This window comes from Mucilaginibacter sp. BGA-UO-ETr-C110 (assembly GCF_059567985.1).
Map to the genome: position 1 here is coordinate 5,542,851 of NZ_JCAQPB010000002.1, position 25,696 is coordinate 5,568,546.

General features: G+C 41.9%; 18 protein-coding genes and 2 pseudogenes. 13 read left to right on the plus strand and 7 right to left on the minus strand.

The genetic code is table 11. The features are described 5' to 3' along the window. Positions 1–159: 159 nt before the first annotated feature. Positions 160–537: a winged helix-turn-helix transcriptional regulator gene (locus tag AC57BQ_RS23860; RefSeq protein WP_496408636.1), complete on the minus strand. Its 378-nt coding sequence runs from the start codon at positions 535–537 to the stop codon at positions 160–162. 106 nt (positions 538–643) lie between these two features. Between AC57BQ_RS23860 and AC57BQ_RS23865 the strand changes: the two genes are divergently transcribed. Genes AC57BQ_RS23865 through AC57BQ_RS23875 form a run of 3 tightly spaced genes read left to right on the plus strand, consistent with a single transcriptional unit; the run spans position 644 to position 2,837 of the window. Beyond that, on the plus strand, positions 644–1,396 hold the full coding sequence (locus AC57BQ_RS23865; protein ID WP_496408637.1) for a glucose 1-dehydrogenase: 753 nt from the start codon (positions 644–646) through the stop codon (positions 1,394–1,396). A gap of 30 nt (positions 1,397–1,426) precedes the next feature. After that, complete coding sequence (locus tag AC57BQ_RS23870) at positions 1,427–2,050, plus strand: NADPH-dependent F420 reductase (protein ID WP_496408638.1); 624 nt, start codon at positions 1,427–1,429, stop codon at positions 2,048–2,050. Positions 2,051–2,078: 28 nt separating this feature from the next. Then, on the plus strand, positions 2,079–2,837 hold the full coding sequence (locus AC57BQ_RS23875; protein WP_496408639.1) for an SDR family NAD(P)-dependent oxidoreductase: 759 nt from the start codon (positions 2,079–2,081) through the stop codon (positions 2,835–2,837). Between the two features lie 317 nt (positions 2,838–3,154). On the opposite strand, the gene AC57BQ_RS23880 is transcribed toward AC57BQ_RS23875, so the two are convergent. Beyond that, complete coding sequence (locus AC57BQ_RS23880) at positions 3,155–3,979, minus strand: 3-keto-disaccharide hydrolase (protein ID WP_496408640.1); 825 nt, start codon at positions 3,977–3,979, stop codon at positions 3,155–3,157. Positions 3,980–4,336: 357 nt separating this feature from the next. Here AC57BQ_RS23880 and AC57BQ_RS23885 point away from each other — a divergent pair, with 357 nt between their 5' ends. The 4 genes and pseudogenes from AC57BQ_RS23885 (at position 4,337) to AC57BQ_RS23900 (ending at position 12,924) form a co-directional block, all read left to right on the plus strand. After that, a complete protein-coding gene (locus tag AC57BQ_RS23885) occupies positions 4,337–5,338 on the plus strand; it encodes a methyltransferase (protein WP_496409493.1) in 1,002 nt (333 codons plus the stop codon). Between the two features lie 843 nt (positions 5,339–6,181). Next, a pseudogene (locus AC57BQ_RS23890) lies at positions 6,182–9,337 on the plus strand (IPT/TIG domain-containing protein); the annotation flags it as partial. 120 nt (positions 9,338–9,457) lie between these two features. Continuing rightward, positions 9,458–12,235 (plus strand): annotated as a pseudogene (locus tag AC57BQ_RS23895) (FG-GAP-like repeat-containing protein); the annotation flags it as partial. Continuing rightward, the gene (locus AC57BQ_RS23900) at positions 12,235–12,924 is read left to right on the plus strand and encodes a hypothetical protein (protein WP_496408641.1); all 690 of its coding nucleotides are present in this window, start codon (positions 12,235–12,237) and stop codon (positions 12,922–12,924) included. The pseudogene AC57BQ_RS23895 and the gene AC57BQ_RS23900, both read left to right, overlap by 1 nt. Before the next feature lie 22 nt (positions 12,925–12,946). Here AC57BQ_RS23900 and AC57BQ_RS23905 read toward each other — a convergent pair whose 3' ends face one another. Beyond that, positions 12,947–15,577, minus strand: coding sequence for a DUF5686 and carboxypeptidase-like regulatory domain-containing protein (locus AC57BQ_RS23905; RefSeq protein WP_496408642.1), 2,631 nt, complete (start codon positions 15,575–15,577; stop codon positions 12,947–12,949). A gap of 464 nt (positions 15,578–16,041) precedes the next feature. Between AC57BQ_RS23905 and AC57BQ_RS23910 the strand changes: the two genes are divergently transcribed. Both AC57BQ_RS23910 and bla read left to right on the plus strand, forming a co-directional pair. Then, on the plus strand, positions 16,042–16,620 hold the full coding sequence (locus AC57BQ_RS23910; RefSeq protein WP_496408643.1) for a hypothetical protein: 579 nt from the start codon (positions 16,042–16,044) through the stop codon (positions 16,618–16,620). Positions 16,621–16,866: 246 nt separating this feature from the next. Next, positions 16,867–17,745 carry a subclass B3 metallo-beta-lactamase gene (gene bla, locus AC57BQ_RS23915; protein WP_496408644.1) on the plus strand — a complete coding sequence of 293 codons (879 nt, stop codon included), beginning with the start codon at positions 16,867–16,869 and terminating at the stop codon, positions 17,743–17,745. 299 nt (positions 17,746–18,044) lie between these two features. On the opposite strand, the gene AC57BQ_RS23920 is transcribed toward bla, so the two are convergent. Next, the gene (locus AC57BQ_RS23920) at positions 18,045–19,184 is read right to left on the minus strand and encodes a hypothetical protein (RefSeq protein ID WP_496408645.1); all 1,140 of its coding nucleotides are present in this window, start codon (positions 19,182–19,184) and stop codon (positions 18,045–18,047) included. Positions 19,185–19,218: 34 nt separating this feature from the next. Further along, positions 19,219–20,112 (minus strand): TssN family type VI secretion system protein, encoded by an 894-nt coding sequence (locus AC57BQ_RS23925; RefSeq protein ID WP_496408646.1) that lies wholly within the window; start codon positions 20,110–20,112, stop codon positions 19,219–19,221. Between the two features lie 116 nt (positions 20,113–20,228). On the opposite strand from AC57BQ_RS23925, the gene AC57BQ_RS23930 reads away from it, so the two are divergent. Then, on the plus strand, positions 20,229–21,164 hold the full coding sequence (locus tag AC57BQ_RS23930; protein ID WP_496408647.1) for a type VI secretion system baseplate subunit TssG: 936 nt from the start codon (positions 20,229–20,231) through the stop codon (positions 21,162–21,164). A gap of 8 nt (positions 21,165–21,172) precedes the next feature. On the opposite strand, the gene AC57BQ_RS23935 is transcribed toward AC57BQ_RS23930, so the two are convergent. Beyond that, positions 21,173–23,026: a type VI secretion system baseplate subunit TssF gene (locus tag AC57BQ_RS23935; protein ID WP_496408648.1), complete on the minus strand. Its 1,854-nt coding sequence runs from the start codon at positions 23,024–23,026 to the stop codon at positions 21,173–21,175. A 10-nt stretch (positions 23,027–23,036) separates the two neighbouring features. After that, positions 23,037–23,471 carry a GPW/gp25 family protein gene (locus AC57BQ_RS23940; RefSeq protein ID WP_496408649.1) on the minus strand — a complete coding sequence of 145 codons (435 nt, stop codon included), beginning with the start codon at positions 23,469–23,471 and terminating at the stop codon, positions 23,037–23,039. Between the two features lie 199 nt (positions 23,472–23,670). On the opposite strand from AC57BQ_RS23940, the gene AC57BQ_RS23945 reads away from it, so the two are divergent. Genes AC57BQ_RS23945 through AC57BQ_RS23955 form a run of 3 tightly spaced genes read left to right on the plus strand, consistent with a single transcriptional unit; the run spans position 23,671 to position 25,691 of the window. Beyond that, complete coding sequence (locus AC57BQ_RS23945; protein WP_090473376.1) at positions 23,671–24,192, plus strand: hypothetical protein; 522 nt, start codon at positions 23,671–23,673, stop codon at positions 24,190–24,192. Positions 24,193–24,197: 5 nt separating this feature from the next. Continuing rightward, positions 24,198–24,686 (plus strand): type VI secretion system transmembrane protein TssO, encoded by a 489-nt coding sequence (locus AC57BQ_RS23950; protein WP_496408650.1) that lies wholly within the window; start codon positions 24,198–24,200, stop codon positions 24,684–24,686. A gap of 45 nt (positions 24,687–24,731) precedes the next feature. Then, a complete protein-coding gene (locus AC57BQ_RS23955) occupies positions 24,732–25,691 on the plus strand; it encodes a PKD domain-containing protein (RefSeq protein ID WP_496408651.1) in 960 nt (319 codons plus the stop codon). The last annotated feature ends 5 nt before the right edge of the window (positions 25,692–25,696 follow it).

The following is a 25,696-nucleotide window of genomic DNA, read 5'->3' on the forward strand; positions in this document are numbered from 1 at the left end:
AGCTAAATGGTAGGACGACATCCAATAAACATCGAACCTATTTCCTGACAATTTGCTTTCGGTGTACAATTCCCAATCCGTCAGATTACGAATTGAGAAAATTGCCTTTTGATGAGATAATCGGAACTTTTCATTTCCGTTCATTCTCAAGTTTCGATATTACACTGTCCGGGCATAATTTATCCTGCTTTTTTTATCAGCCTCGCCGGGCATTGGAGCTACCTCATATTTGCAATTCCATTCTTTTATACTTTCTAAAATTGGCAAAAAAGCCAAGCCTTTTTCAGACAACTTATATTCTACCCTGGGCGGTAGTTCCTTATAAGCCAATCTTGCCAATAGTCCATCTTCTTCCAATTCTTTTAGTTGTTCGGTTAATACTTTCCTTGAGATGAGTGGTACTATGGAATCCAACTGACCAAAACGAATGGTACGGGTGCCGATAACATTGAGGATTATTGGTTTCCATTTATTGCCAATAGTGCCAATAGCTCTCGTAAATGAACAATTCGAAGCGCAAAATTTTTCGTCTCTCATATTTTGAAAATTTGTAGTTACCCTATGGTTACCAGAATAAACTATAATAGTTACAAATATAAACTATCGATAGTATCTTTGCGAAACAAATTTAAAATAATTGAAAATGGGTAGGTTAAAAGATAAAGTAGCAGTTATTACAGGGGGTAATAGTGGCATTGGGTTCGGCATAGCCCAGGAATTCAAAAATGAAGGTGCTAAAGGCGTTATTGTTGGCAGAAACCAGGAAACCTTAGACAGCGCTGTAGCCCAACTCGGAGATAATTTTATAGCGATCAATGCAGATGTAACCAACATTGCCGACCTGGAAAGGGTGTTTGCCGCCACAGCAGAAAAATTTGGTAAAATAGACGTTGTTGTAGCTAATGCGGGTGCAGGAGCTGTAGGCACAGTGGCCACCTTTGATGAAGCAGCGTTTGACAAGGCCATTGACCTGAACCTGAAAAGTGTTTACTTCACTGTTCAGAAAGCACTGCCTTATATGAATGACGGTGCTTCTATTATTTTGATCGGGTCAAATGCGGCACACCGGGCCTATGCGAATTTTACGCTGTATGGCGCTGCAAAAGCAGCCGTGATCTATTTAGCCAAAGCATTTTCAAGCGACCTTTTAGATCGGAAGATCAGGGCAAATGTGATCACACCCGGCACAACAGATACACCTGCATTTGACAAGTTTGTTCCCGCAGAACAAATGGAAGCTGTAAAAAAACATTTTGCAGATCAAATGCCGATCGGCAGGATCGGGCAACCTTCCGACATTGGTAAAACAGCCGTTTTCCTGGCCTCTGATGATTCTTTGTTTATGCTGGGTGCTGAAATCCTTGTTGACGGCGGCATGACCTATTTGTCTAAGTAATTGACATTATCCAAATAAAATAATTTCAAAATGAGTATATCTGAAAACAAAGTAGCTAACTACGCAATAATCGGCTTTGGCAAAATCGGCCAGGCCTTAGCCAACGCGTTTGCCCGCAAGGGCATCGCAGTATCCGTTGCCACCACACGCAACCCGGAGAGCTTTTCATCAGCCGCGGCCGCTATCGGACCCGGGATCATTCCCACCACACTGGCGGAAGCCCTGAAGGCGGACGTTATCTTTTTGGCGGTGCGTTTCGAGTCGCACCCAGAGGTCGCGAAGGCGCTGCCCACCTGGCAGGGGAAAACCATCGTCGATGTGACCAACGCCTATGGCGTGCCGCTTGAGCAACTGGGAGGACAGCCTTCCGCAAGGGTCGTTGCGCAAGCCTTCACCGGCGGGAAGCTGGTTAAGGGCTTTAACCATTTGGGCGCTGCCATTCTTGAGCAAGATCCTGCCGTACATGGTGGAAGGAGAGTCGTTTATCTGGCAAGCGACGATGACAGTGCCGCAGCTGAGATCGGTGAGCTTGCAAAAAATCTCGGTTTTTCACCAATCCAATTGGGTGGGCTTTCGGAAGGCGGACTGCTTGTGCAGGCGCACGGAAATAGCTGGGGCAAACTCATCTTTAAGGACCTGGTCAGGTTCGACTAATAAATCAAATCTTAAAATAATAGAAATCATGAGTAAATTAATAAACAAAGTAGCGGTAGTTACCGGTGCTTCAAAAGGAATAGGTGCAGCTATCGCCAAACATTTCGCGGCGGCAGGCGCAAAAGTTGTTGTAAATTATGCCTCAAGTAAAGCAGGCGCAGATAGCGTGGTTAAGGAGATAACCGACAATGGTGGCACAGCCATTGCGGTACAGGCCGATGTATCGAATGAAGCCGATGTAACCAGGCTGTTTGAAGAAACAAAGCGAGCTTTCGGTACCTTGGATATTTTGGTCAACAATGCGGTTTATCAGGGATATGCACCTATAGAACTGATATCAGCAGAAACTTTTCATAATAGTTTTAATGTCAATGTACTTGGTCCCATACTAACTATTCAAGCGGCTTTGAAACTGTTTGGCGATAAGGGCGGGAATGTCATCAATATCAGTTCAGGTGCCAGCAAGATGCCCCTTCCTGGAGCCTCTCTATATTCTGCAACTAAGGCGGCATTGGATGCCATCACCATCTCTTTGTCGAAAGAGCTGGGCGCACAAAACATTCGTATCAATTCTATTTTGCCGGGCGCTACGGAAACAGAAGGTGCAATTAGTGCGGGCGTCACCCCTGGCAGTGAGTATGAAAAAATGTTTGTTGCCAATACACCGCTTGGTCGTAGAGGTCAGCCCGAAGATATTGCGAAAGCTGCCGTATTTTTGGCTTCCGATGATGCAGCCTGGATCACGGGAGAGCAAATTTCCGTTTCGGGTGGTATGTATGGTTTTTAAATTCATAAACTCAAAAAAAGCAAATACAATGGGGCGGAATTATTGATTGAAGGTGGTTTCACCAAAACGCAAAAAATCATTCAGCCTATGGTCGGTGTTATCACCGTACCATATTATCCCTCTAATCTCGCCGCATAATGCAAGTCACCCATAAAAGAGTTTGAGTTTTGTAGTCTAAGTACCACAAAGCAAAAAGCCCCGAAATATATTTCGGGGCTTTTTGTATAATGCTTTCGTAACTTTCCCCTTGTATTAATAATTCGCCAGGCAAAAAGTCAACAATAAAGAGCAAAAAGGAGCTCATCTTGTTTTAAACTTTAATGCTCTTCAACAGGTAGTTGTTTGATCTCGATATTCCTGAAATCTACCGGTTGGCCTTCGCTTTGCAGGGCTATATAGCCGCTGCTTAGTAATTTACCATCTTGCTTATATTTCGGATCATAGCCTGTTACTACACCGCCGCCGATAGTCGGTTTTGAGTATTGTAGCACGGTATCGCCATTAATAATATGTGTAATTAATTTACTACCCAAAACAATCAGTTCGCCTTTTACCCATTGGTCGCCATTATAAGTTTTTGATGTAGAGCTGATGCAATGATCGGGCGATACCCTTCCTTTATAAACAACATCAGTACCCGGCGAACACATATTGCCTGTTGGCCTTGATTTACCATCGCCAAGACCACCTAATAGCTGCATTTCAATAGAGATTGGCCAGTCCTGGTCTTTTAGCATGGTGTGCGGGTCCTGCGAGTGGAACATCACACCGCTATTCAGCAGCGTATAATCGGGTGCGCCTTGTTGTTGTTTACCCACAAAACGATATTCGAAACGTAAATGGAAGTAAGAGAAAGGGGTTTTATAATATAAGTGACCAAATTGATCGTTAAAGTTACCGTACTGATCATAACGGATTTTAATAATACCATCCTCCACCCTAAAGGTATTGCCAAAGTTTTCGCCTGTTTCGTGATGATTGATCTTAACAAACCAGTCGTTAACATCTTTGCCATTAAAAAGCTTCTTCCAGCCTTTGTCGGCCTTGTTGCCACTTAATTGTTTAGTTCCGCTGCAACCTAATATCAGGCAGCCGACTAAAATTAAAATACAGGGAGTTTTGGTAATTGAAAACAGGTTCATATGTATTGATTTGGTTGGTTAAATGTAGTTATTGGCATTGGTGACTACAACATTAGATTTTTTTCCAATTCTATCTCCCATGCCAAATCAGCCATAAAAGAATCAGCGTTTGGCGATCTGGTCCCCACAAAATAACCCGGCCGTAAGAAAAAAGCCTAAAATGAGAGTCCAATTTGGTGATAAAGTAATATCACTAATCAGAATCATAAAACTTCTTCATTCTTAAATTAAATCCCTGTATTTTAGATAATTAATTTACCATCCCAGGTAGAATTTGCCAAAAAGCATTACCAATTTATAAACCAGTAATTAAAAAAAATGGAACAGCAACCTAACCAGCCATCACCCGAAAACATTATGAAAATTGGCACGGGCTTTTGGGCCTCAAAAATTCTTTTAACTGCCGTGAATTTTCAATTATTCACCAGGCTTGCCGAAAAGAAAACCATGAAGGCCAAAGATGTCAAAGAGATTTTTAGCCTTAAATGTACCGACAGGAATGTTTATGATTTTTTAGATGCCTTAACCGTGTTTGGTTTTTTAAAACGGGAAGGTATTTTGGATACAGCTATTTATTCAAATACTGTAGATACAGATACATTTTTAGATAAAAATAAACCATCATATATTGGAGGGATCCTTGAAATGATGAACAATCGTTTATATGGATTTTGGGGTAACCTTGGCGAAGGGCTGCTTACCGGGCTTCCGCAAAACGAAACAAAAAGGAGCGAGGATTTTTTCGGTTTAATATATCAGGACCCAGAAAAATTAAAAGAATTTACCAATGCAATGAGCGGGATTCAAATGGGTAATTTTATGGCCTTTGCTCAAAAATTTGATTTTGCAAAATATAAAACATTAATTGATGTAGGCGGCTCGGCCGGGTTACTTTCATTGATGGTTGCAAAGCATAATCCCCATATGCATTGTACAAGTTTCGACCTGCCCCAGGTTGAGCCTATTGCAAATGCTACCATACAGCAATTCGGGTTATCAGATCGTGTAAAAGCTGCAAGCGGCGACTTCTTTACTATGCCAATACCCCATGCAGATATTGTTGTAATGGGAAATATCCTGCATGATTGGAACGAAGAAAATAAAATATCATTGATGAGAAAAGCTTACGACGCAATTCCCGCGGGCGGTGCATTTGTAGCTATTGAAGGCATAATAGATGATGAAAGAAAGCAAAATGTTTTTGGTATGATGATGAGTTTGAATATGCTTATTGAAACAGGAACAGGATTTGATTACACATTTGCCGACTTTAACAGATGGGCAAATATTGTCGGGTTTAAATCAACAGAACTCCTTCCCTTAGCGGGGCCGTCAAGCGCGGCAATAGCATACAAATAAAGCCGCGTTAACATTGCCGTTTGTAATCTAAGGACTAAAAGCCAGTAATTGACCATAATTATTGGCTTTTTCGCGTAGAGAAGGGGCGCTTAAACTGGCGTAATTGTGGCATTTGTTTACTTATAATTAGTTTTAGTTATTGAAAGTTAGCTTGTATATTTACCTTAAAATAATTTAAACGCTTATCACCCTTTAATCAATAAAACTCCAGCCTTTTAGAGGTCTATTTTAAATAGATCTTTAATATCAACCTGACGCCAAACCCAAACCTTTCACAATTTCATGTATAAACTATTTTTACCTGCATTTATTCTTAGCTTGTTTTTTTCTGCGAAGCTCAGCGCCCAGAAACCCAATATCAGCTATCCGGCATCTCAAACGTTTTATGTTGGAAAAAGTATAACTCCCCTTAAGCCAAGTAACAACGGAGGGGCAGTTCCCAATTCACTTTATCCCAAAGCCAGCAAGATTTTGAGCTCGACCGCCTGGGTAGATGATTTTGTACGATTGCCCTCGGGAGATATATATGGCGTAGTATATGGTTCTATCACGCATATAAAGCCAGATGGAACGTATTCTGCATTTGTGGGAAGCGGTACATATGGCTATGTCGACGGATTAGGAACAGTGGCAAGGTTTGGAGAAATCCATGGCATTGCCAACGATGCAGCAGGCAATTTATATGTGACAGAAGATAATTACCGTGACTGGCTAAATAGCAGGGTCAGAAAAATTACTCCCGCCGGTTTGGTTACTACCTATGCACAGGGTCTTCGGGGGCCGCGCGGGATAGTAATTGATGCCAATGGGATAATTTTTGTTGCCGAGAGTGCCGGAAGGATCATGAAAATAGCTAAGGATGGTACAACTGCTGTATTAGCCGGGCACGCTGGAAACGGTGCAAATGACGGCGATGGGGCAAACGCTTCTTTTAATAATCCCAGTGGGCTTACCATGGATAAAGCCGGGAACTTGTATGTGGTTGATTCCGGGAACAGCATGATCAGGAAAGTTACGCCTACCGGATCGGTGACCACAATTGCCGGCTCAACAACAAGTGGTGATGATGACGGGATAGGAGCCGCTGCTACTTTTAATATTCCCGAATCCATAAAGGTTGATTCCAAAGGTTATGTAATTGTTGGTCAGCACAATGACGTGTTGCGAAAAATTACTCCAGCAGGCGAAGTTTACACCATACCAGCAGGGCCTTATTATGACGATAATGGCCAGGTTGTTTATGGATCGTTTTCGCATAAAATTATATTGGATGAGAGTGACAATATCATAACTCCCTCTGGTAATGGCTTTGATGGCTATGGGTTTTACAAGATCGGTACAACGGGTTATAACGTTTCTCCGGCCTTACCTGCTGGTTTGGTTTTAGGCCCCGACGGAACCATAAGCGGTACTCCAACCACTCTTTCTGCTGTCGCTCAGTATAGAGTTACCGCGTCAAATGTGTCAGGGATGTCCTCAGCTGTTATCAATCTCCAGGTAGTATTATCTCCAGATCCGCCGGTCATCAGTTCGTTCAGTCCAACTGCGGGTTACCCGGGTACTGTAATCATCATAACAGGGAACTATTTTACTGGTACAACCGATGTTAGTATTGGTGGTATACAAGCATATTATGAGGTATCATCACCAACCCGCATCACCGCATATGTGCCTACGGGGGCAACATCAGGCGAGATCAGCGTGACCACGCCAAGAGGATCGGTTCATGCTCCCGGGTTTACCCTTATTCCCCCTCCTGCAATATCTTCTGTTTCGCCGCTATCCGGTTATAAAGGAAATACAATAACGATTACCGGCACCGGTTTTTCAGACGCTACACAAGTTGCGTTTGGAGGATATTATGCCTCGTTCAAAATTATTTCTCCCACTCATATAGATGCCATATTGGGCGATGGAGCATCGGGGGATGTATCTATATCAGCCCCCAGCGGGACTGGAGCATTTCCTGGTTTTACTTATATCGGCCCACCGGCTATTTCTTCAATATCACCATCCAGTGGCGGTGTTGGCGCTACTATAACCATTAACGGCAGTAACTTTAACAAAGCCAGTTTGGTGAAATTTGGAAATGCGGCTGCAACTTCATATACCGTTGTTTCGCCGACAAAAATTACCGCTGTTGTTGCGTCGGGTTCCTCCAATGGTATTACTATAACCACCCCAGCGGGATCTACAAATTATTATGATTTTAGCTTTATTCCCCCGCCCGTAATAACACAGGTTTCCCCATTAAAAGGGGGCTATAATTCATCAATTTCAATTTATGGCTCCAATCTTTATGGCGCACAGGTAACTATAGGCGGTGTGGCTGCTCCTGTTATTTATAATTATGGTAGCCAATTATATGCTACTGTTGGTTTTGGGGCTATATCTGGTGATATTACTGTTGTAACCACCGGAGGTACCGTTACCTATCCGGGTTTTATTGCAGTACCAGCTCCGGGCATCACTTCATTTACGCCACAAACCGCCGGCGTCGGCGATAAGGTAATCATTACCGGAACCAATTTAACCGAGGTTGATAATGTTTCGTTTGGCGGTATAGGCGCGGTATTTAAAGTTTTATCGCCAACTACCATTGAGGCAACGGTAGGTTATGGCGCTACAGGCGTTGTCGCAGTTTCTTCTGAGGGTGGCTCAGCGAGCTTATCGGGCTTTGTGCATAAGGGGCCTGTTATTACATCTTTTTCGCCCGTTCATGCAGGTACGGGCGCAACTGTGATTATCAAAGGAAGCAATTTTACAAACACTACAGCAGTTGACTTTGGAGGTGTGCCTGCTACTTCTTTTACCGTTAATTCCCCTACGGAGATCAGCGCGGTGGTAGGGGCAGGAAGATCCGGGAGCGTAACCGTAACAACGCCATTAGGCAAGGCTTTTCTGGCCGGTTTTGATCATCCCGGTCCGGCTATTGCTTATTTTAACCCTGCTTATTCAGGGCCATCTTCCACAGTACCCATAACTATAACAGGAAGTAACTTTACCGGGGCTACAGCTGTTAGTTTTGGCGGGGTGCCCGCGGCTTCTTTTACGGTTATTTCGGCAACAACCATTACGGCTACGCCGGCTACTACAAGTGTATCGGGTAATGTGATGGTGACAACGCCACTGGGTACAGATAAAGCAGCTGGTTTTACCTGGGCACAAACACCTGTTATTACTTCGTTTTCACCTGCTTCACAAAAGAACGGTGGCCTGGTTACTATTACAGGAACCAATTTTGTTGGTGTTACATCTGTTAAATTTGGTGGGGTACCGGCTTTATATTATTATGCATATTCTACATCGATAACCGCGGCTGTAGGTAACGGTGCAAGTGGCGATATCGTTGTTTCTGCCGCAGGTGGTACAGCTACCGCAAGCGGATTTACTTATACTTCGCCTGCAATTACCGCTATTGCACCGGTATTGGCGGCAACCGGTCAAACGGTTATTATAACCGGCACTAATTTAGATGCCGTACAATCTGTAAAGTTTGGAGATACCAACGCTGCATCTTTTACTGTTGTTTCTTCAAAAGAGATTCATGCTGTAGTAGGCACGGGTGCAAGCGGTACTGTAAGTGTCACCGGCCCTGCTGGTACTGCTATGATTGATGGGTTCACTTATTTAGGACCTCCTGTTATTTACGGGTTTACACCAACATCCGGTGGGAATGGTACAACAATAAGTATCAATGGCGCAAACCTGACCAGCACCTCTGAGGTTAAAATTGGCGGAGTATCCGCAAATATTATTAATGTTGCCAATAATCTTGTTACTGCCAATATAGGTTTGGGAGCTACCGGTAAAGTTTCGCTAAAAACCATAGCCGGTACAGCAGAACTTGACGGCTTTACCTGGTATCCGAGTCCAACTATCACCTCTGTTAGCCCGCTTTCGGCTAATGCACAAACAACAGTTACCATTAATGGTACAAACTTTACCGGTGTAACTCAACTCCAATTTGGCTCCACATATACCAATTTTACAATAGTTTCGCCAACGCAAATTACGGCACAGCCAACATACGGTTCATCGGGCGATATTAGCATTACCAGTCCTGGTGGCACAGCTGTATTTCCTGGGTTTACTTTTTTCCCTGCTCCGGTAATAAGCTCTTTCACAAAAAGCGGCGACGGATCAGATGCGGTTGTAACTATTACCGGGAGTAACTTTAATAATGTTACCGAAGTTAAATTCGGAGGGGTAGCCGCGGCTTCCTATACGGTATTGTCTTCAAGCAGTATTTCGGCTAATCCGGGCACAGGCGCAACAGGAGCCATTACCGTAAAAGCAGACGGCGGAACCGGTACATTGCTGGGGTATTTATATGATAGCCCTCCTTCCATAGCCTCTTTTTCACCGGCATTTGGGCCTATTGGAACAACAGTGGCTATCGAGGGAGATAGTTTTAACATCTCGCCTCAAAAAAACATAGTATTTTTTGGACCTGTTAAAGCGCAGGTTAAAAGTGCTTCCAAAACGCACCTGGAGGTTATTGTGCCTGCAGGCGCTAATGATTTGATCACGGTAGCCAACTTAGATAAAAAATTATCGGCAAGTTCAAACCTGCCTTTCCTTGTTACCAATACCAGCGGAACAGCCAGCTTTTCGAATAGGCTTGATATTAAATATCCTACAGGCCTGGGAAATTATGCCGTTAGTGATTTTGACGGAGATGGTAATCCCGACCTGCTGATACGCAAAGACGATTCTATTTATGTTCTTAGGCATGGTTCTGATCCCATGTTGTCTAAGTCGTCATTTTTGCAAAAAGTTGTACTTGAAACCGAAAGGCAATCTGCGTCGATGGTTATTGGCGACGTGGACGGCGATGGTAAGATGGACATACTTTATAGTAATACCAGCATCATTCTTTTGCATAACACATCAACCAACGGTAATATTTCCTTTGAACAAAGGACGCTGGAAAACTTAGATGGTACACTCGGAAGTATGACGCTCAGAGATATGAATCTGGATGGACGGCCCGATTTGGTTCTTTATGATGCCTTTACTATCACTTGTTATCCAAATACCACAACCGGGTCAACTATTTCGTTCGGGCCGTTGATGTGGCTTCAAAATACATCATCGAGTGGCACTATTTCTTCGGCGCTTACAGATATTGATGGTGATAACAGACCCGACCCTATTGGCGGGAGTTCTTACTCCGGGATATCGATATTTAAGAATAATTCTGTTCCCGGCGATCTTTCCGCTTCAGATTTTCCGCTTACTTACTTTTCACACTCAGGGTATTACTACACCGCATCGGAGATAACCACCGGCGATTTTGATGGTGATGGAAAAGCTGATATTGTTGAGGACGATTTTTCGAACCATGTATTGCTTATTTCCAGGAACATCGCTACAAAAGGAACGATAGATGCTTCATCGCTTGATCAGGCCAGGCCTTTTTCCAATTCGTCGATGGCCTTTAACCCTACCGCTGCCGACGTGGATGGAGACGGAAAAGTTGACCTGGTAGCGTTATCAGGCACCGGGGTTTATTATGCACGTAATCAGTCTACACCAGGCAATATTTCTCTTGCAGGCCCAGCTGTACTTATTCCTGCGGATGCACCCAATAATTCTGTGAACGTTGTCAAGTTAAACGATATGGATGGCGATGGCAGGGCGGATTTAATGCTGATCAGTAATGGTTCTACAGGTTCTACATTCTCCATCTATCATAATGGCCCGGCTGTGGTACCGCAAATTACGGCAGTTACTCCTTTAACTGGCAAAACAGGTACAAAAATAACCATTACAGGAAAGCATTTTGATGGAACAACTGTGGTGAAATTTGGCAGCAAGGTAGCTCAATCATTTACCGTCGATTCGTCCCAGAGTATTGTAGCCATTGTTGGTGAGGGAGAAACCGGAGCTATTTCCATTCAAACCCCTAACGGGCCCGCTTCTTTCCCCGGATTTGTTTTTATACTGGCACCAGTAATAACCTCAGCAAACGCTTTAACAGATGGCAGTGGCACACTCATAATTAATGGCAGCAATTTTACAAATGCCACAAGTGTTACCATCGCCGGTATTCCAGCCTCGTCGTTTACCGTAAATTCCGATAGCAAAATTACAGCTTCTTTTTCAGGTATCAGCGGAGAGCTTGCCGTAACTACGCCAGGAGGTACTGCAACGCTGGCCGGAGTAACTATTACCGCTCCGGTAACTAATTTAAAATTAGCCGCCAGCAGTGTAACCTGTAAGGGGCAAAATAACGGATCAATAAGTATCACAGCGGCACAATCCGCAAACTATACCGCTGTAATTACAGGAAATGGTTTAAATAGCAGTTACACTTTTACTACCAATACCAGCATCAATAACCTCTCCCCGGGTACTTATAATGTTTGTGTTACAAATGCTGCTTCCATAAACTATAAGCAGTGTTTTGACCTGGTTATTACCGAACCGAAAGATCTTTCGGTATATACCACGGTAAACGAAAATACCAATATGGTGAATATAACAATGGATGGCGGTTCATCTTATGAAATTAAGCTCAATGGGGTTGTTTATAAAACAAGCGATAACACCATTTCATTGCCATTAAACAGGGCTAGCAACAGCTTAACGGTAAGTACGGATAAACTTTGCCAGGGAATAATATCACGGATAATTAATATTTCCGGCGTTACACTTCCATATCCTAATCCGTTCCAAACCACATTGAACCTTAATATAGGAAAGCGTATAGCTGCAAAAACCACGCTTAAGATCTATAGCCTGAATACCGGGTCAATACTTAAATTAACAAAGGATTATATTAATCAGTCGGGAGTCATCAGTATGGATGTTTCCAGTTTAGATAAGGGTGTTTACTCCCTTAACGTAACTATCGATGGCAAGGAATTGGTTTTTAAAATTATAAAATAATGAAACAGGCAATATTTGCTTTATTAAGCATAATTATATTAACAGGCTGCGGCGGACATAAAGGCAATACACCTGCTCCTGCGCCGGGCAAGGTGGCGCTGTTAGCTCCGGCTCAAAACGAAATTTGTACCCAGGGAACGGTTATTTCTGCCTCACAAAGTACGGTTACCTTAAAGTGGGCTGCTGCTGCCAATGCTACCGGTTATGAGATAAAGATTAAAAACCTCGAAGATGGTACAACGGTATCGCAAACAACCGCTAGCACCCAGTTTGATGCTACCCTGAAAAGGAATACACCCTACTCGTGGTCAGTTACATCAAAGGCGGCTAATAACAACACCACAACCCCAAGCGATATTTGGAAGTTTTATAATTCAGGGCCAGCGGTTGTTAATTACGCTCCTTTCCCGGCCGAAATTTTGGCTCCGGCAATGAAGCAAACGGTAACGATATCAAATGGGAAAGTTACGCTATCATGGAACGGCAGCGATGTGGACAACGACATTGTTAACTATGACGTTTACCTGGGTGATTCGTCATCTCCTGCATTATTGCAGGGTAAGGTTTTAGAAAACACGATAAAAGACGTTCCGGTATCAGTTGGTAAAACATACTATTGGAAGGTGGTAACCAGGGATTCTAAAGGGAATACATCAGACTCCGGCATTTATCAGTTTACGACAAAATAAACCAACCACAAGCTGAAAGAATTTAAAGATGCGGACTAAAACTAAGTTTAACGCCATATGGCGAAACCGCGGGATGATCAAGGTAATTGAACCTTTTGATCACATCTATTCTTATAAATTTGAAAATATTTCCAATACCGGCGCCTCCTTCCATATACGGTGTATCGCCCAACGAAAAGGTGCCGTTTGATCCGTTTGAAGCTACCGGGAATTGATACAGGTCTTTTGAAAATAAGGGGTTGTTTTCGTTACGTAAACCACCATATAGTACTTTAAAGGAAAGGTATTCTCTCCATTTCAAATGCCTGATCAACGGGATCTTGTTAAGGATAAAACCATTAAAGCTGTGTGTAATGTTAAGGCCAACATAGTGATCGCTGACAAATTCCAGGTAGTTCATCCTGTTGTACGCATCGGGATCATAGGCGATGGATTGGTTGGCCCGCAAAATGCTCAATAACGGAAATGGTACCTTGCCTGTTGTAACACTTCCTAATAAGGTAATATCTGAGTAGCCTAACTGCGAAAGGTAAAAGCGTTTGTAAATATTGGCGGTAATATTGTTATAGGTATATGAGCCGTTAAGTACATCTTTAAACGCATGGCTCAGCTGCAAGTTCAGGATGGGGTAGCGGCTATGGATGGTATGCCGTACCTGCGTACCCTGTATTATTTGCTCATGCGGCGCATATCTCAGGTTCAGCTCAGCCTCGCTGGTAGTTAAGTCATGTATAATATGATTATCAGCGTTATTTGACCGGAACTCCAGGGTGCCTGCCGGCTGCTGGTTCCAGTTTCTGAGGGCAATGTTAAAGGAAAAATGATTTTCAAAATCCCTTACGTAAGCAACCGTATAAGTTTTGTTATATAGCCAGTAATCTGTTTTACCTGTACTAAAGGATGTAAGCGCGGCTTGCTCCGGAATAACGGTTTGGCTTTGCCCCGGAAGATCGGCATCGTAGCGGTAGCTTACCTTAAAATAGTTGCTGGGATACCGGAAAGGAGACACCTTGTTTAACGAAAAATAGGTGTTAAGATTATATTTTACCTGTTTATCCCTAAAGCCATAAGCGATATGATCTTCCAGATAAATGGTCTTGTTAAACTGGGGTGTTGTTCTTCCGCCTACCTGGAGCCGGGGGCCTTCCTGTGAGTCATAAGAGAAAGTAGATCCAAGAGGCCCTAACTGCACCGGCCCGAAATTGCCATAGCCGCCGGTAAGTACAGAAGCTATCCAGGTGGTTCTTTTAAACGAGGGCATATTCTCTAACCGGGTAACATGCGCGTATACCGTAGCCTGCTGACGGGTCAATGTATCCGGGCGATGGCTGGCCCAATAACCGGTGTCGGCCTGGTTGGAGTTTGCAGCAACCTGCTCACTTTTCCCATCATAAAAGGTATCGGGTTGCGGTGTATTTAATTTATAATTAGAAAATACGGCGGTACGTTCACCCAATACCGCCATCCCTTTATCCTTCAAAATGCCAAAATCAGCCTTAACATTGCTTTTTACCAGGAAATAACGACCTGAGTCCTGCTTAAAATCCTGCTGGACCCTGAGGCTGCGCATAAAATTGACATTGATCTCTTTATTTACATTCAATTCGCAGGATTTAACAGCATAATTCCCATCCATCGTAACGTATAATTTGCCTTCAAACAAAAGGTCGCCCTTGTTGCGTGGGGTAAAGCTGATCTCTATTAATTTTTCGGTGCTTGTTTTAACGGTATCGGTGATAAAAAATTTATAAAAGTCCGGCGCGTGATTGGCGATCGGGCTCAGGAACTGGTGATTGACAATAAAAATATTATTGGAATAGATATCGATATTATTACCATAAAGACGATTGAGATAGATATCGAGGCCCGCGGTATCGATAAATTTAAGGATGTTGGTTTGTTTTTGAGCGTTAAGGATCTGGATAGACTTTGATGGATCCTTGCGATAATAGTTCTGAAACAATTTTTCGCTAAAAAAAACAGGTAGCGAAGTTTGCGTATGTCCGTTTATTTTGGAGCTTGTATCCAGCATAAATTTGTACTTACTGAAAAAGCGCCCGTTCAGGAATTTATTGGAAAGGTTGAAAACGGAAAGCCCGATACGCTCATACAGATCATACTGCAGGTAGGTTGAGCTCTGCATCCGGTTCCTTTCTTTGTGATCAATAACCTGTTGAATAAGTTCAACCGCAGGGTTTCCTTTGTTACGGTACCGGCTTTTTTTACCCGATGTTATTTTGACTTCCTTTAGCTGGGTTTCGGCATACTTGAGTTTAACAGATACGCTATTGATCTGCCCGGGATTAATTTTCCTGGTTTCCGTTACATACCCCATAGATGAAAAGGATACCTGGTTAAAAGAGCCCGGAGCACTTAATAAGTAATTGCCTTGATTATCGGAGCTTGTGCCGTAAGAACTGCCGGTAAAACTGATCCGGATAAATGGAAGTGGAGCCCCGGATAATGCGTCGGTAATGCGCCCGCTTACCTGTGTCACCCCGGTATTATTTGGTTGCTGTGCTGCTACGCTTAGCGAAATGAAAATAAAGTATAAAAAACTTAGTCTCTTAAATTTGTAAACGCTTTGCGACGGGATTATCGCCCAAATGGCCGAAGCCAATCGTGTACGTGGGTTCCAAAAAACAAATGCCAACTGAATAAATAATTTATTAATAAAAAATATAATGGGTATTTATACAGTCATTCAAATATGTTAGGGCGTCTAAATTTTAGCCTAATTTAGGATTTTAATCTGTATTTAGCCTTATGCTTTAGCATATTTAACAAATTGCACTGTTGTCATTGGGTTTTGGTAGCGCGGGTTTCCATACGAAAAGAGAACCGGGGGTTGGTTGAGTAAGAACTACATTTTAACTCATCCAAGGGTATTTGTAAGGGCATGTTTTTGAGCCTTTAAATGGAAATCTGGAAGTTTTTTGTTGGGTTTCTTTTCCGGTTAAGTGGCGCAATGACAATACCGATTAATAGCTGAATAGATAATAATGAAGGTGGTTAGTTTCAATTAATAAACCGATTAGACATAGCAAAAGTAAAACTAATAATGTTTTTGAAATTGATTGAAATTCAATATATTAGATTCAACTTAAAACTAATCACATGAAAAGCTATATCGCAAATTTTATTATGCTTTGCTTATCTATGATTTTATTCATCTCAGCAAAGCCTATCTCGAAAAATGTATCTGCAATTGTTCCTAAACAAACCAATCCGACAGTTTTACAGAAGGTTGAAATGTTATTTGCGACTCCAGCTTGGGGAGATGGCAAAAATGACGACTATTCAGAGGTACACGCGAAAATTAGTATTTACTCCTCAGACGGCAACGTCTATGCTGGATTTGGAGATTTCGGAGATGCCTCTGGCATCACCAAAAACGGGGACAGGGTGATGCCAATTGTTATGAGTGGCGGAATCAACCAGTTAGATAATAGCAGTATCATAAAAGTAATGATTAATATCAATTGCCAAATCACTACAGGAATTCTTCATAGTGACCATTGGAGTGTGAGGCGAGAGTTATGTCTGATGTTTACCGACGGAACGGCTAAATACTCTGGAGCAAATGAACCTGCTTATCAGGTTGACTTTGACAATACTCTACAAGAAATAGATGGCCGCACTTACGATTATTCAAAGTTTTTTAACAAAAGGACGCTGGTGCCGCCATACAACTAATCATTTCAGCTTATGGTCGGTGTTATTACCGTACTATATCATACTATAACCCCGCCGTACAATCCCAATCGGCCATAAAAGAGTTCTGGTTTTGTATGTAAGGCCCGCCTAAAAGTAAAGCCTTCAGATGAAAGTCTGAAGGCTTTTTTAGTTGAATGATCCGTTTTTAATAGTTAATTTAAACATTGCGCCTGCCTGCCAGGTAAATGGCAACAACCTGTATATTTAGCGCTCATTTATCTGTATATGCCGGTACGAAAATTTAAGAGGATAGCATTTTTAGTCAGCTTGGTATGCCTGAGTTTTGGAGCGTTTTCCCAAAGAGTGATCCAGCCTGCAAACACTAATCCCGACTGGTCAAAGCCTTATCCCCCGTTTCAAATCGCGGGTAACCTTTATTATGTGGGTACCTATGATCTGGCTTGCTACTTGATTACCACACTACAAGGCAATATACTCATCAATACAGGACTGGCAGAATCGGCGCCTGTTATCAAAGCCAATATGGAAGCATTGGGTTTTAAGTTTAAGGATATCAGGATACTTTTAACTACCCAGGCACATTTTGACCATATGGGGGCAATGGCAGCTATAAAAAAAATGACCGGCGCCAAAATGATGGTGGATGCTGGCGATGTGGGCGTAGTAACAGATGGCGGGCGTTCGGATTACTCGGTAGGGGGTAACACAAGCACTTACGCGCCTGTACAAATTGACCGGGTATTACACAACGGCGATATCATAAAGTTAGGCGGCATGCGCTTGACTATGCTTCACCACCCGGGGCATACTAAAGGCTCTTGCAGCTTTTTATTTGATGTAAAAGATCAAAAACGATCATACCGGGTATTGATAGCCAACATGCCAACAATCGTTACAGATAAAAGCTTCTCGGATATCCCAGCCTATCCTGATATTGCCCGGGACTATGCTTACACGTTAAACGCGATGAAAAAACTATCGTTTGATATTTGGCTGGCATCGCATGCCAGTCAGTTTGAGCTCCAACGCAAACACAAACCCGGAGCTGGTTATAACCCTGATGCCTTTATAGACAAGAAAGGGTACGACACGCAAATCAACGATCTGCAGGATGAGTTTTTAAAGAAAGTAAAAGGGAAATAACATTAAGGGAAATAATATCGAATAATGAATTTTGAATTTCCAACATCGAAATCATTATTCAGAGTTTCTCCTCACACCTCCGTTGTCCGTTGCTGTTCGTCGAAATGACATGGAGGGAGCCTAAACTTGACAAAATAGTGGGTTTACATTATTTTGCAGTAATTTAATATAATTGACTGAATATCAATTAAATACTCCAATGTTAACCATAAAAAGTGTAAACCATGTAAACCCACTTTTATAACAAAATAGCCCGCCTGTTCTGGGGGCTATTGATATTAGTTGATCATTCTCCCGGCTTAATCCAACAGTGTCCAGGTGCGTTTGGACTGTACCGTTTGTATCACTTGTTGTTCGGCCACCACAATGTTCTCTTTACGCTGCCCGATGTATTCCAGGGAACTTAATTTATTCCATAAAGCCACTATTACGCGCAGGAACTCATCAACAGTTACCATGGACGAACTGATATCATGATGATTGTAAACAACCTCTATGAGGCGGGCAAGCAGCTCCTCAAAGTTGCCTGGGGTAACATCCTTCCATTCATAAAAATACTTAAGCAGCTCTTCGCGTTCGGCGCCAGGTATGCTTTTTACGGTACTGAAAAATATATGTGCCATTTCTGAAAAGCAGGACACCATGTATATCGGTGGCTGCTGATGCACCATGTTACGGTAAGAGAAATAGATACGGGCAATATACTCCAGCATCTTTTCGCACAATATTTTTACGTTTTTACCAATGGTTGAAACAGATTCCTTGGAAGTTATTTTATCCAGGATACGGAAGGAAAGCAATTGCAGATTATTCAGCTGGTTACTAAAACTTTCATAATATTTAACCAGTTCCGGGTGGCTCAGTACCGAGGTGCAGGGAGGTATGAAACTGATATCTGTTTGCAGGTTATTACCATTTTTAATGAATTTACCTACTTCCAGAAAGTGTGAACTTCTGACGTTTATCTGCGAGGCCGGTATGATAGTAATATTGTACTGTTTGTCAACCTCAGGGTATCTTAAAGGGATCTCCTCCGGATCGGGATTGCCGCTTGCCACGCGCTCAAACGGATTAACGGTAAGCAGCACGTAGTAAGTCTCGGAGTTTTCTGTTGCGTTATCCTGGCCAAAGTAATGGGTAAACAGCAACTCAGAACCTGTTCGGGATATATCAATGCGATGACCTTCGGCGGTTACAGCACTGCAATGATTTATTTTGATCTGTACCTGGTTCGATGCTCTTTCGGTGATCTGTATGTCCAGTGCTACGGATTCATTGGCAACAGGGGGCAATAAACCAAAGTTATGGTTATTGAGCTGGAGGGAATTAGAATCCCTCACTATATCATGTATAAAATTATCTGTACTGATAAAATGATCGCTGGAAATTTTCATCCCATCTATCCAGTTTACGGGCTTGTTTTTTAACGGACTAAGCATATCATGTTTTTAGTATGTAGATGTTATTATAATATTACAGGTAAACCGCCTGATCGCCGGTGCGTTCGGGCTCGCTTACAATTTCAGAAACACGTTTGGCATATATTGTGTTTGCTTCAGTGATCTTATTCTCCACAATGTTCAGGTCGGGATCAATAAATCGCCGCTGTTTCCAAAAGGATGGTTTAACATAAAATATCCACTTGTAGCTGTCGGTTTTATTGGCTTTGTAGTCCACCGGCGCATTAGGGAATTTTAAATTATAATCATCAATAAATTTCTGAAACCATTGACCAAAATTCATATTTGGCGGCGCTTTGGCCTTAACCTTCAAGGGTTCGGGATCATCCGTATTTTTGTACAGATCAAGCTCCAGCACCATCAGTTTATCAAAATTGAGGTGCTCCATGCTGATATCCTCAGGAGTACGGGGGTACTGCCATACTTTGTAAATCTCCAGCGGGATGCTCATAAATGCAATATATGCCCACCAGAAGATAGGCGGCAGTAAAAATATGAACACACTGGTGGCAGCCCACAAACCATATTGCAGGTCGTTTAGCCAATCAAAACCCAGCTTAAAAAGATATATACCCAACAGGCAGGATATCAGCGTGCAAAAAATAAAGAAGCCCTTTTTGTGCAATAGCTCATTTTCATGATATTTACCTGCCAGCCATACATAAACCGAGCCCAGGGCTAAGTAAATGAGCTGGCAAAACAGGTAACCCCAGGGCATAAACTGTAGGTCGAGAAAGCCCAGCAAGCCAGGGATCCCTAAAATAACAGCAGTTAGCAGAATAATAACAATAAGGCGTTTATTACTTAAGAGCTTATTCTTTTTGTTGATTATTGTCATGATTGCCGCAGCAATCACGAAAATGAGCGGGAAGATAAGATAACGTATAAAAAATGATTTAACGTCCATGATATAATTGTATGTTCAGGTCAGTAACAGACTCAAAAAATAAATTTGATATAAGTCTAATCAATTACCAATAATTGTGGTTATTGTTTTAAATATTATTGGTAAAAATATTGAAAATGAAGATCAAAAACCCTAATCTTATTGATACAGATTTCAAAGCAACGGTTATTGCTGCAGAAATTGTTGAGAATGAATTGGTTGGCGCCGATGATATTGTGATATTGCCGGTAGGCCCCCAACAGCGTGCATTTGCAAAAGAAATTGCCGGCATTGCCGAGAATCAAACCGATATCACGAACAAAAAGATACTCCAGGTTCAGGTAAACCGCGATGGCTTGTATGACATGTTGCCCGAAGGACTGTTTCATAAACCTCCGGCTTCGAGTTTGATGATCACCGAGGAGGAAATGATTAAGGATATTGTTGACAGGAGGGACGAAGAGAAACAAACGCGTCGCTTTTTCGCGCCATTTGAAGCGGAGGTCAATCACCTGAAAATGATCCTGGAACTTTATGAGAACCGCCTCGACAAGAAAAATGAGTATGACGATCTGATCAACATATTTTTAAAGGAATGGAAAGAGTTTAGTTGCTTCACCAATAAGCAAATGCTTATTTTAATACATGTTTTGCCTGTTATACATGAGCAGCGCAATAAGCTTGCTTTCATAGGCAAAATATTAACCATGTTGTTCAAAACGCCTATGTCGCTCAGTTATAAACTCACAACCAGGCAAGGCAAAAAAGACATGGCAGGTATGCAGACTTCATTAGGCGCCGCGGCTCTGGGAATAGACTTTATAGCGGGGCAATTAATTGAGCCCGAAGAAGAACTACATGTGGCCATTGGGCCGCTGAGCGCTTCAAAAATGATTGATTTTTTACCAGACGAACGATCCGCCATTTGTATTGATGTGTTATTATCATACTTTATACCGATGCAAACCGGGGTGAAGATCAATTTGCTGGCTGCGCCTGCTTCCAAAAAAATAATAATCGGAATACAACAGGATAATGCGAGGCTTGGTTACACCACCTATCTGGGCAATTAGGGCTGATCCTAATTTTCAATAAAAAGCCGGTAATTATAATTAATGATGCTCCGCGATTCTAGTTTTGACTGAAGCAGACTAAGCAAGGTATCCCATTCGTTTGTTGATAGCTTACTTTCTTCATGGGGTTTTAGGTAAATATCCATGGTTTTCTTAAAGCCTTCTTTTGGATTAGGAGAAATGCTCACACCTTTACTGATGCGGATACTTTTTAATTTTGCGCCCAGTTCATATTGACAAAAGCTGGTCAAATCGGCCTGGGTAACAATTCTGTCCTTGGTGGTAAGGCCGTATTTATAAGCCTGAATGCGTTCGGCAGCGCCGAGGCTATTCCGGCCACCTATAGAGGTGGTCATCAGGCGTAAATTATCTGCTTTTAGCTTCGTTGTTTCAAACTGTTGTAACCTGGATCCCTTTCTGATATTATTGGCAGTATCTGCAAGGGTGGTCCAAAACTGGAGATATAGCATACTGGCCTTATTAGCCGGTTTTAAAATAAGGTAATTGATCAACTCGTGATTGTCTTTTGCCTGGTTAGATTTTTTTTCAATGAGTGAAATGTTTTGCTCGAGTGTTTTTAATGTTGAGTTTAAAAAATCATTTCCGTAGGCCGCAAAAGCAGCCTTTTCATCCCTGAGCAACTCAAAAAGATACTCGATGATCTGCTGTGCATTCCGGGAGTCAAAACGCTCTGCTCCACCGTTCCTGACAGAGTAGCTTCCTTCAAAATTTTGATCAGCCTGGCTGTAAGGGATCTCATTATAGTGAATGTCCAGATCGTCATGCAGGTCTTGAACAGATAAAAAATGATCATAGGCCGAGGGCTTGATGGGGATAATGTTATTCATCTCCTTTATCCTGAATTTCTGTTCATGCAATTTGCGGCTCATCACCGGGAAACAATTCAAATGCAGCTGTAATTCGCTGATCACATCGGGCCTGATCACTGCCGGGAAAACCATTTTTATCCATACACAAGGTTTAAGCCGTTTCAGATCGGTAGGCTCAAACCACGTTTCAAACGATAAGGGATAGCTTTTCTTAAGCGGATCAAGATCATTTAAGCTATCATCTGTAAGCGATATAAAACGGTTTTGGTAGTATGACTTTACATCCCTGGTAATTAAGTTAATAATGTTTTGATCATAAAATACTGGTTTGTTTTCATTTGCTTCTTCCTCTTCATATATTAACCCGCTTGTTGTATGCAGTTCCTGCTCATCTGTATAGAAGCGGATAACAGACAATAGGTTATAAAAATCATTATTGGTAGTATATCCCGGCCATTCAAAATATATCCCGGCATCCTGGAGCGTGTTAAGTTTAGGATCGGTTTCAATACCCACCCATAAGGTGTTGTTTTCGATAAAAGTTTGTGGCGATAGGCTGGCAACTGGGGTTTTTTGCATATCCGCGGTGTGCTCCCAAAGCTGCCTGCCATTAAACGAATATTTAATTTCAGCTTTAAAAACTTTGTTCTCCCCGATAGGCGTAAAAAAAATATCTAAAGGCTCCGGCGTTGTTTTGCCAGCGTCGGGCGAAGCCGCTTTTTTATAAAAAAAATGATTTTTGATACTCAAGGTCTCCCAGGTTTCAACCGGAATACCCTTCAGTAGGGCATGAGCAGGGAGCGGAGCCGTGAGATAATCGGAAGCGAGTATCCTGGATATTTTATTTAATACCCGGTTTTCCAGGTTTTTAACATCATTGGAAAGATTAAACAACTCGGAGCTGAGAGCTTCGATCAATAATTTAACCAGCGGATCAATGTCGTTAACATTTGTGGTGTTCCAGAAATCCATCGCGTTCCGGAGCATCCTGCCCTTTATTTCTTCTTTTGATGTGAAAAATAATTTACTCATGTTTAGGTTTTTATGCTGATAAAGGACTCAAAAACAATGATGTGGTAAAAGTGTAATGCTCGCCGGTTTTATTAAGCTTCCCTTTTATAATGATCTCCACACGTTTCTTTATTTCACTTACATTTCTTAAGGGGTAAAATTTATTGATCTCGCTGATGTGCACATCAATATCAATATCATAGATCCTTTTTTCGAACTTTTTAATGGACCGGAGGAGTGATTGCCGTAGCTTTTCTTCCCAGATAGTTTCACTCTGAATAAGCTCAAAATCCATATCCCATATCTCGCAGCCAAACTCGGGATTATAACGATGTTCGCCATATCTGGTAAAAATGATCAACTCTATATATTGTGAAATGGACCCTCCCAGATCCTGCGTTTGCATGTCTCGTCCCAGACCAATGTCTTTGAATCTTAACGGCTTGAAATATAGAGGATTGGGCATATTAAATATTTAATTTATAAGTAAGCGGTAAAAAAAGTCATTTTTTCATAAACATTTCTTTTGTAAAATAGTTGTAGAAATGTTTTAAAGGTTAATAATATATTCATTACACCCTTTATTTTGAGTAATTTATATTGGTAATTAATCATTTTAATTTTAAATTATTATAGCCGCTTAACAATAATATTACAAATATTTAATGAAGCCCGTAAATATAAACGACCTAAATCGCGCCTACAGGATTTTTATCATATACCTGGCCGGGCTTCTGGCATTTTCTGTTGTAACGGTTTATTTCTTTTTTTTGACCTCAAGCCGCGAAATGGTATTGCTGAATGCCAAAGTGAAGGAAACGGATCAGTTGGTAGCCATCCGTAATGATATCAACAATAGTTTCGAGCTCATCCTGATGCGAATGCAACAACTGTCGCAATATTCAAAAATGAATTCAGAGGAGCTGAACAATCAAAATATCCTGCTTAATGATATCCAGGAAGGCAATCAACATATTCTTGATAAGCTTCAGAGCAATCCTTATCCACTTAAAAGTTTCGACCTGTACAAAAAATTAAGCAACCATATTGCCACTATAGCCAATGTTAAAGATTCATTATTTACCACCCGTTTCCAGATAGAAAGTCTTCGTACGCAATTGGAGTCGTGTAATAAAGTAAATAAATCAGCCGTCAGCAAGCTTAGTGGCCGGTTTTCACATTACTAAATGATATGCTAAAGTTCAATTTAAAAGAGCGAAGAGAAAAGTTCCTTTTGTTTTTAGGAATGTTTCTGATAACATCATCCATGCTGTGTACCGCCATATTTTATAATTATGACGATGGTGCAACCATATCCAAAGATGAGTTCTCCAAACGGATAGCTGACGAGGAGGAGTTTGAAACTCTGGTTACGCAGGCTATACCCACTGTTGATACCACCTACACTCATATTGTAAAGTTTAACCCTAATGTACAGGCACTTTTTCTGGAGAACGATATCAGAAATTCCATCGGTGCTATACGTTCGTATTATAACCGCCGCCCTTATGATAGCCGGTATAAATGTTTTATTCATGCGTCAAAACTGTTCGAAAACCTGTTTTATGATAAGCGCGAACTCACCGGCAATTACAGCGACATAAACCGGCTCAGTAAACTGTTGGATGATTGTAAACTATCAACCCGGCAGTTGCAGCAAAGCCTTGGCTCCAGCCGATAAATGCAAAACATCACATCACTATAAAAAACATAAACCTCTAAACCAATGAAAGACGATTACAACAGCGGCAGACCCGTGGATACCAACAGGCAAACCTATGCCTTTTTGTATATTATGGTTGGTATACTCATTATTGCCGCATTGATCTTTTTATTTAAAAGTTCATTATTTGATAAAAGAACCGTTAATGCCAAGTTGTTAAAAGACGAGATATTTTTGAACGAAAACCTGGTGTACTCTGATAATACCGCTAATGCCAAAAGTTGGGTATGGGAGTTCGGCAATGGCGATAAATCAAACGTTCAAAACGGGAGCTATAAATTTAAACGCCCCGGCGATTACATTGTGCGGATTACCGTTGATGGCAGCTTAAAGCAACAGTTTCCGGTAAGTGTTAAAGATACCATCGCGCAGGCTGTTGATACCCTGATGACTATTAATGGCCCTACCCAGGGTATAGTTAATGAGCAGATCAGGCTGGAAGCACAGGGTAATGCCCGGATATATGAATGGTCATTTGGCGAAACCGGCAGGGTTGATGTTAAGGGTGCTACTGCTTTATACACCTATCATAACCCCGGTACCTATTTTATAAAACTCAGTACCGATAAAAGTAAGCACCCTATTTATCATCGTATGCTGATATCAAACCCCGATTCAACGGTTAACGCTATTGTAACACCCGGCGAGGGCGAACGCAAAGTAGTTGACGATATCAGGGCTCATTTACAAGCCATAGCCAATGGGGCCGATTTTAATACCAATTACTATTACCTCGTCAACAAATATTTCTGTGGCGATGAAAAGGTAACCGTTAACCTGGAAACCAATGGCGATAGTAAACAAACCGACTTTTACTCGTATTGCATGCGTCTTACTTTTGGCGGAGGCATTAATATTGATGAAGCCCAGGTAACCTTAAGAGCCAAATCAAGCTGCTCAAGCATGCTTACTGTTAAACAGCATTCATCTACTTCGAATGCAGCTCCAAGACGGGCCAAATAATTAAC